Source organism: Streptomyces sp. NPDC006265 (genome assembly GCF_040613555.1).
GTDB lineage: Bacteria > Actinomycetota > Actinomycetes > Streptomycetales > Streptomycetaceae > Streptomyces.
In genome coordinates, this window is sequence record NZ_JBEXSH010000398.1 from 1 (window position 1) to 7,963 (window position 7,963).

At 68.2% G+C, this 7,963-nt stretch carries 6 protein-coding genes; 4 read left to right on the forward strand and 2 right to left on the reverse strand.

Annotated features, from left to right (window positions below):
- The coding region (locus ABZ281_RS27905) for an NYN domain-containing protein (protein WP_356659809.1) at positions 1-670 on the reverse strand (670 nt) is incomplete at its 3' end.
- A gap of 221 nt (positions 671-891) precedes the next feature.
- Between ABZ281_RS27905 and ABZ281_RS27910 the strand changes: the two genes are divergently transcribed.
- A complete protein-coding gene (locus ABZ281_RS27910) occupies positions 892-1,059 on the forward strand; it encodes a hypothetical protein (protein WP_184912432.1) in 168 nt (55 codons plus the stop codon).
- Between the two features lie 91 nt (positions 1,060-1,150).
- Here the strand turns inward: ABZ281_RS27910 and dnaE are convergent, their stop codons facing one another.
- Positions 1,151-4,690: a DNA polymerase III subunit alpha gene (dnaE, locus tag ABZ281_RS27915; RefSeq protein ID WP_356659811.1), complete on the reverse strand. Its 3,540-nt coding sequence runs from the start codon at positions 4,688-4,690 to the stop codon at positions 1,151-1,153.
- Positions 4,691-4,906: 216 nt separating this feature from the next.
- Between dnaE and ABZ281_RS27920 the strand changes: the two genes are divergently transcribed.
- The 3 genes from ABZ281_RS27920 to ABZ281_RS27930 all read left to right on the forward strand — a co-directional run bounded on the left by ABZ281_RS27920 (position 4,907) and on the right by ABZ281_RS27930 (position 7,912).
- The gene (locus ABZ281_RS27920) at positions 4,907-6,232 is read left to right on the forward strand and encodes a DUF2252 domain-containing protein (RefSeq protein ID WP_356659813.1); all 1,326 of its coding nucleotides are present in this window, start codon (positions 4,907-4,909) and stop codon (positions 6,230-6,232) included.
- 80 nt (positions 6,233-6,312) lie between these two features.
- Entirely contained in the window at positions 6,313-7,011 is a 699-nt protein-coding gene (locus ABZ281_RS27925; RefSeq protein ID WP_356659815.1) for a hypothetical protein, read from the forward strand.
- Between the two features lie 76 nt (positions 7,012-7,087).
- The gene (locus tag ABZ281_RS27930) at positions 7,088-7,912 is read left to right on the forward strand and encodes a thioredoxin domain-containing protein (RefSeq protein WP_356659817.1); all 825 of its coding nucleotides are present in this window, start codon (positions 7,088-7,090) and stop codon (positions 7,910-7,912) included.
- Positions 7,913-7,963 lie beyond the last annotated feature (51 nt).

Below are 7,963 nucleotides of genomic sequence, written 5' to 3' on the forward strand. Positions count from 1 at the left end.
GGCGGGGCTGCGGGGCGGGCCGTTCGGCCGGGGCGCCGAGCGCGGACTCGGGCAGCGGCGCGGAGAGGATCGCGGCGATCTCGGGCCGGGGCGCGGGCTGCGGCGCGCACACCCCGGTGTAGTCCTTGGCACGGACGGCCTTGGTGATCCACGTGCGGTCCAGGACGCGCCGCTCGTCGGCCTCGGCGACCAGGTCCTCGGACTGGTTGTAGTCGCCGTCGGCGGCCTGGACGGCCCACAGGTGGACGGCGACACCGTGCTCCTTGGCGGCCATCATGCCGGGCAGCAGATCGCCGTCGCCGGTGACGAGGACGACGTCGGAGCAGGCGCGGTTGCGGGCCAGTTCGGTGAGCTCGGCGTGCATCGCGGCGTCCACGCCCTTCTGCGCCCAGCGGCCGTCGCTGCGGGTCAGGGCGCCGAGCCGGACGGTGACCCGGGGCATCACCCGCAGCCTGCGGTGCTCGGGCTGCGGGACGCGGTCGGGGGCGCCGTCGAACCAGTAGATGCGCAGCAGCGGCTGCTGGGTGTCGGATTCGGCGCGTTCGCGCAGCCCCTGGATGAGGGCGGTGTGGTCGACGGTGATGCGGGAGCGCGAGGGCTCCCCGGCGAGGAGACTCGCCGCGGCTCCCAGCAGATACCCAGCGTCCACCAGGACGATGCAGCGGTCCACGCGACTCACCCTCTTCCCAGGAGGTTTGCTTCGGGCTTGCTTCGAGTCTGCCCGACGGCGCGGAGGTTAACGGCCGGAACTCGATCTTCGGCGTGGCGTTTCGGGACTTCCCGCTCCGACCACCCCTGTCACGCACGGTAATTGTCCGACATGCGATCGTTGTCGGCCTGTGTGAATCTGGTCCCGGCCCTGGCCCCTAGTCCCCCACAGGAGGCATCACCATGGCCAAGAACAAGAACCGTGACCGTAAGCAGCAGCGTCCGACCGAGCGTGGCCAGCGGGCCGACCGCAGCCCCGCCTCGCAGACGGAGCCCCAGCCCGAGGTCGAGGTGACCCCCGGCGAGATGGCCCCGTCCGGCAAGCGAAAGCGCAGCTTCGGCCACAACTGACGTCTGCGTGAGGGGTTGTTGACCCCACGCACACGCTCGAGGGGCGTACCCGATGCCGGGTACGCCCCTCGAGCGCATCGAGACCCCCGCGTCACCCGGCCAGGCAGGACGGTCCGAGCAGCACCTTCAGATCGCCGAAGAGGGCCGGGTCCGGCTTCACCCGGTGCCGGTCCAGCCGCAGCACGGTCGTCTTGGTCGGCCCCTGGAGCTTGATCCGGACCTCGCTGTCACCCCTGTGGTGGCTGAGCACCTCCCCGAGACGGCTGACCAGCGGCGGGGTGACCCGGGTGGCCGGGATGGTGAGGATCACCGGCGCGTTGGTGCCCGCGTTGGACAGGTCCGGCACCATCAGCTCCATCGCCACGAGCCGCGGGATGTCCTCCCGCTTGTCGAGGCGGCCCTTGACGAACACCACGGCGTCCTCGACGAGTTGGGTCGAGACGAGCTGGTAGGTCGCGGGGAAGAACATGCACTCGATCGAGCCGGCGAGGTCCTCGACGGTGGCGATGGCCCAGGCGTTGCCCTGCTTGGTCATCTTGCGCTGGAGGCCCGAGATGATGCCGCCGATGGTGACGACCGCCCCGTCGGAGTGCTCACCTCCGGTCAGCTGGGAGATACCGGCGTCGGCCTTGTCGGACAGGATGTGCTCAAGGCCGAACAGCGGGTGGTCGGAGACGTACAGACCGAGCATCTCCCGCTCCTGGGCGAGCAGATAGGTCTTGTCCCACTCGTCGGGCGAGAACTCCACGTCGAGTCCGAAGCCCGGTTCGCTGGTCTCGGCCTCGCCCATGCCGCCGAAGAGGTCGAACTGCCCCTCGGCCTCCTTGCGCTTGACCGCGACCACGTTGTCGATCATCGGCTCGTAGTGCGCGGTGAGACCCTTGCGGGTGTGACCCATGGCGTCGAAGGCGCCGGCCTTGATCAGCGACTCGGTGGTGCGCTTGTTGCAGACCACCGCCTCCACCTTGTCGAGGTAGTCCGGGAAGGAGACGTACTTCCCCTTGGCCTTGCGGCACCTGATGATCGACTCGACCACGTTCGTACCGACGTTGCGGACGGCGGAGAGGCCGAAGAGGATCACGTCGTCGCCCTGGGCCGCGAAGTTGGACATCGACTCGTTGACGTCCGGCGGGAGCACCTTGATGCCCATGCGGCGGCACTCGTTGAGGTAGACGGCCGACTTGTCCTTGTCGTCCTTCACGGACGTGAGCAGCGCGGCCATGTACTCGGCGGGGTGGTTCGCCTTGAGGTACGCCGTCCAGTAGGAGACGAGTCCGTAGGCGGCGGAGTGCGCCTTGTTGAACGCGTAGCCGGCGAAGGGGACCAGCACGTCCCACAGCGCCTGGATGGCCTCGTCGCTGAAGCCCTTCTTGCGGGCGCCCTCCTGGAAGAGGACGAAGTTCTTCGCCAGCTCCTCGGGCTTCTTCTTGCCCATCACACGGCGCAGGATGTCGGCCTCGCCGAGCGAGTAGCCGGCGATGATCTGGGCGGCCTTCTGCACCTGCTCCTGGTAGACGATCAGGCCGTGGGTGACGTCCAGGACCTCCCTGAGCGGCTCCTCCAGCTCGGGGTGGATGGGCGTGATGTCCTGCTGGCCGTTCTTGCGCAGCGCGTAGTTCGTGTGGGAGTTCATGCCCATGGGGCCCGGGCGGTACAGGGCCGACACGGCGGAGATGTCTTCGAAGTTGTCCGGCTTCATCAGCCGGAGCAGGGAGCGCATGGGGCCGCCGTCGAACTGGAAGACGCCGAGGGTGTCGCCGCGCTGGAGCAGTTCGAAGGTCGTGGGGTCGTCGAGCGGGAGGCTCAGGAGGTCGATGTCGACGCCCTTGTTGGACTTCACCATCTTGACGGCGTCGTCCATGATCGTCAGGTTGCGCAGGCCGAGGAAGTCCATCTTCAGCAGGCCGAGCGACTCGCAGCTCGGGTAGTCCCACTGGGTGATGGTGACCTTGTCCGTGTGCCTGACCCAGACGGGCACGTGGTCGGTGATGGTCTCGCTGGACATGATCACGCCGGCGGCGTGCACGCCCATCTGCCGGACCAGGCCCTCGACGCCCTTGGCGGTGTCGATGACCTTCTTCACGTCCGGCTCGTTCTCGTACATCGCCCGGATCTCGCCCGCCTCCGAGTAGCGGGGGTGCTCGGGGTTGGTGATGCCGTCCAGGTTGATGCCCTTGCCGAGGACGTCGGCGGGCATGGCCTTGGTGAGGCGGTCGCCCATCGCGTACGGGTAGCCCAGCACGCGCGCGGAGTCCTTGATCGCGTTCTTGGCCTTGATGGTGCCGTACGTGCCGATCATGGCGACCTTGTCGGCGCCGTACTTCTCCGTCACGTACCGGATCACCTCGACGCGCCGGCGCTCGTCGAAGTCGATGTCGACATCGGGCATGGAAATGCGCTCGGGGTTGAGGAACCGCTCGAAGATCAGGCCGTGCGGGATGGGGTCGAGGTCGGTGATGCCGAGGGCGTAGGCGACGATCGAGCCGGCCGCGGAGCCTCGGCCGGGGCCGACGGCGATGCCCTGCTTCTTGGCCCACATGATGAAGTCGGCGACCACGAGGAAGTAGCCCGGGAAGCCCATCGAGATGATGGTGTCCATCTCGTACTCGACCTGCTTCATGCGGTCGTCCGGGATGCCGTCCGGGAAGCGGCGGTGCATGCCGCGCAGGGTCTCCTCGCGGAACCAGCTGACCTCCGTGTACCCCTCGGGGATGTCGAACTTGGGCATGAGGTCGCGCTTTTCGAACATGCCCGTGGTGTCGACCATCTCGGCGATCAGGCGGGTGTTGGCGCAGCCCTCCTGCCAGGCGTCCGAGGAGTCGATGGCGTACATCTCGTCCGTGGACTTCAGGTAGTAGCCGGTGCCGTCGAACCGGAAGCGGTCGGGGTCGGAGAGGTTCTTGCCGGTCTGGATGCACAGCAGGGCGTCGTGGGCGCTCGCCTCGTGCGCGTACGTGTAGTGCGAGTCGTTGGTGACCAGCGGGGGGATGCCGAGCTTCTTGCCGATCTCCAGGAGGCCGTCGCGGACCCGGTGCTCGATCTCGATGCCGTGGTCCATCAGCTCCAGGAAGTAGCGGTCCTTGCCGAAGATGTCCTGGTAGTCGGCGGCGGCCTTCAGGGCCTCGTCGAAGTGGCCGAGGCGCAGCCGGGTCTGGACCTCGCCGGAGGGGCAGCCGGTGGAGGCGACGATCCCCTCGGACCACTGGGAGATGGTCTCCTTGTCCATTCGGGGCCACTTCTGCAGCCAGCCCTCGGCGTACGCGTCGGAGGACAGCCGGAAGATGTTGTGCAGTCCGGTCGCGTTCACCGCCCACATCGTCTTGTGGGTGTAACCACCGGAACCGGAGACGTCGTCCCGCTTCTGGTGCGGCTGGCCCCACTGGATCTTGCGCTTGTTGCGCCGGGACTCCGGGGCGACGTAGGCCTCGATCCCGATGATCGGGGTCACACCGGCCTTCTGGGCCGTGTGGAAGAAGTCGTACGCGCCGTGGAGGTTGCCGTGGTCGGACATGGCGATGTGCGTCATGCCCATCTCGTTGCACGCGTTGAACATGTCCTTCAGCCGCGCGGCACCGTCCAGCAGCGAGTACTGGGTGTGGACGTGCAGGTGCGTGAACGGCGGCTTTGACACGGTTGCGGCCTCCAGGGAGAACGTCGGTCCAATGGGGTCCGGCAGGCTGCTGACAGTCTGGGGACAGCGTCGAAGTCTATGCCTCGGCACTGACACCAGGAGGGCCGACCCGCGTACCTTCGTGCGAGGGTTCGCGGGCACTCCCGCGGGCCGCCGCACGTTAGCCACAGGGCGGACCTGCCGCCCTGAAACGCATGCACCAGGAGGCACCCAGCGATGTCGTTCCCGCAGCTCAACGACGAGCACCGCGGCGAGGAAATCCTTGCCGTCTTCGACACCGCCTTCGGCGAGCTCCTGGCCGCCGACCCGGCCGCGTTCCGCGTGAAGTTCCGCAAGATGGCGGCCTCGGCCTTCGCCTTCTACCGGGGGACGGCGGGCCTCTTCTACCACGACCTGGACGAAGAGAAGCGAGGCGGACCGTACCTGGACGAGCGCACCTCGCGCGTGTGGATCCACGGTGATCTGCACGCGGAGAACTTCGGCACGTACATGGACGCCAACGGCCGCCTGATCTTCAACGTCAACGACTTCGACGAGGCCTACGTCGGTCCCTTCACCTGGGACCTCAAGCGCTTCGCCGCCTCCCTCGCGCTGATCGGCTACGCGAAGGCGCTCAGCGACGAGCAGATCACGGAGCTGGTGCGGATCTACGCGATCGCCTACCGCGAGCGGATCCACGCCCTGGCCACCGGCGCCAAGAGCGACGAGGTGCCGCCGTTCACGCTGGACACCGCGGCGGGCCCGCTGCTGGACGCGCTGCGTGACGCCCGCTCGCTGACCCGGTTCGGCCTGCTGGACTCGATGACGGAGATCCGCGACTTCGAGCGCCGTTTCGCGGCGGACGGCGGCTCGGTGGAGCTGGACGCGGCCACCCGCTACAAGGTGCTCGCCGCCTTCGACGGCTACCTGGAGACGCTGCCGGACAGCTCGCTGACGCGCCCGGACTCCTACCGCGTGAAGGACGTCGTGGGCCGCCGCGGCATCGGCATCGGCTCGGCGGGGCTGCCGTCGTACAACATCCTGCTGGAGGGGCACAGCGACGCCCTGGAGAACGACGTCGTGATCTACATCAAGCAGGCCCAGACCCCGGCGGTCTCCCGGCACATCACGGACCAGGCGATCAGCGGCTACTTCCAGCACGAGGGGCACCGCACGGTCATCTCCCAGCGCGCCCTCCAGGCGCACGCCGACCCGTGGCTGGGCTGGACCGAGCTGGACGGCGCGGGCCAGCTGGTCGCCGAGGTCTCGCCGTACGCGGTGGACCTCGACTGGGGTGACATCGACGACCCGGAGGAGATCGCCCAGGTGGTGGCCGATCTCGGCCGGGCGACGGCCACCATGCACTCGGCGGCGGACGACCAGTCCGGCGAGTCCCTGGTGCCGTTCTCCACGGAGCGGGCCATCGACGCGGCGCTCGCGGCCGACGAGGAGGGCTTCGCCCCCCTGCTGGTCGATTTCGCGCACAGCTACGGCGCACGCGCGCGTGCCGACCACCAGACCTTCGTGGACCTGTTCCGCAACGGACGGATTCCGGGTCTGTAGGCGGTCTTGGCGCTCCGCCGCTCTCACAGGCACCCTTTAGGGGGCCCCTACAGGTCTCCGTGACAGACTCTCCTTTCGCTATGGACATATCCGGGATCCAGCTCAGAGCCGTACGCGCGGCGCTGTTCACAGCCGTGGTCGTGACGCTCAGCACCGCGTCGCACGTTCTGCTGTCCGGGGCCCCGCTGCCGGTGAGCACGGTGGCCGCGGTCGCCACCGCCGTGTTCGTGATCGCGTACGCCCTGGCGGGCCGCGAGCGCTCCTTCGGGCGGATCGCGGCCCTGCTGATCCCACTGGAACTGGCCGCCGACACGGTGTTCACCACGGGCCAGCACGCCTGTTACGGCCGGGCGGGAGGCCCGGTGGCGGGCCCGCTGCGCTCGGTCGGCCTGGACGTGCTGTGCGGGGGCGGCGAGGTCGGCACTCCCCTGGCCAGGATGGCCGGGGCCACCGGCACCGACCGGCTCGCGGCCGTGATCGCCCATGCCGACCCGGCCAGCGCCTGGCTGCTGCTCGGCGCGCACGTCGGGGTGGGCCTCGCCGCCGCTGTTTGGCTGCGTCGCGGCGCGCGGGCCCTGGCCCAGCTACTGCGGGCGGTGACGGCCACCACCTTCCGTCCGCTGCTGCTGGCGGTCGCTGCGGTGACCGTGCGCCGGACCGCTCCGGTCCGCCGCCTGCCCCGCCCCGCCCACCGTGCGACCTTGGCCCGCAGCCTCCTCCTCGTGCACTCCCTGGGACGGCGTGGACCGCCGTGCTCACCCGCCTTCACCTGCGCGTGAACAGCACCTGAGCACGACAGCCCACCCATACGTATCCCGCACACATCTGTGTGCTCGTCCCATGGAGATCACCAACATGAGCAAGCGGAACAGCCAGGCGGCGAAGACGGCGGCCCGAGAGCGACTGCGCGCGGAGCGCGAGCGCGAGGCTAGGCGGGCGAAGGTCAGGCGGCAGATCATCGTCGCCCTCTCGATCGTCGGCGTCCTGGCGGCGGCGGGCGGCGTAGGTTACGCGATCGTCCAGGCCAACAAGCCCGATGGCTGGGAGGCCGCGAAGAACGCCAAGCTCGTCAAGCCGGCCCACAGCACGGGCAAGGACGGCACCACTGTCGTCATCGGCAAGGACAGCGCCAAGAAGACTCTGGTCATGTACGAGGACCCGCGCTGCCCGGCCTGCGCCCAGTTCGAGCAGACCGTCGGCTCAACCGTCGACAAGGACGTCGAGAACGGCAAGTACAAACTCCAGTTCGTCGGCGCGACGTTCATCGACAACAACGTTCCGGGAGTGGGCTCCAAGAACGCACTCAGCGCGCTGGGTGCCGCCCTGAATGTCAGCCCCGAGGCCTTCCTCAAGTACAAGACCGCGCTTTACTCTACGAAATACCACCCCGAAGAGACCGAGGACAAGTTCAAGGATGACGACTACCTGATCGAGGTGGCGAATTCTGTCGACGACCTGAAGGGCAACAAGAAGTTCCAGACGGCTGTGAAGGACGGCACCTACGACAAGTGGGCGCTGGTCATGAGCAAGAAGTTCGACGCCGACGGCGCCAAGTACGACTTCCAGGGCACGCCGTCACTGGTCATGGACGGAAAGAAGATCACCGGCAGCGACGGCAAGAACACGCCCATGTCGGTCGCCGACTTCAATACCGCAATACAGAAGGCTCTCAACTCTTAGTTCCGCAGCCCACGTAAATGGGAAGTGTCCCGGGCCGGCTTCAGGCCCGGG

Bases quoted from the DNA above. Each gene is read 5' to 3' on its own strand.
- ABZ281_RS27910 (WP_184912432.1), top strand. From the start codon at position 892: ATGGCCAAGAACAAGAACCGTGACCGTAAGCAGCAGCGTCCGACCGAG.
- ABZ281_RS27920 (WP_356659813.1), top strand. From the start codon at position 4,907: ATGTCGTTCCCGCAGCTCAACGACGAGCACCGCGGCGAGGAAATCCTT.
- ABZ281_RS27925 (WP_356659815.1), top strand. From the start codon at position 6,313: ATGGACATATCCGGGATCCAGCTCAGAGCCGTACGCGCGGCGCTGTTC.
- ABZ281_RS27930 (WP_356659817.1), top strand. From the start codon at position 7,088: ATGAGCAAGCGGAACAGCCAGGCGGCGAAGACGGCGGCCCGAGAGCGA.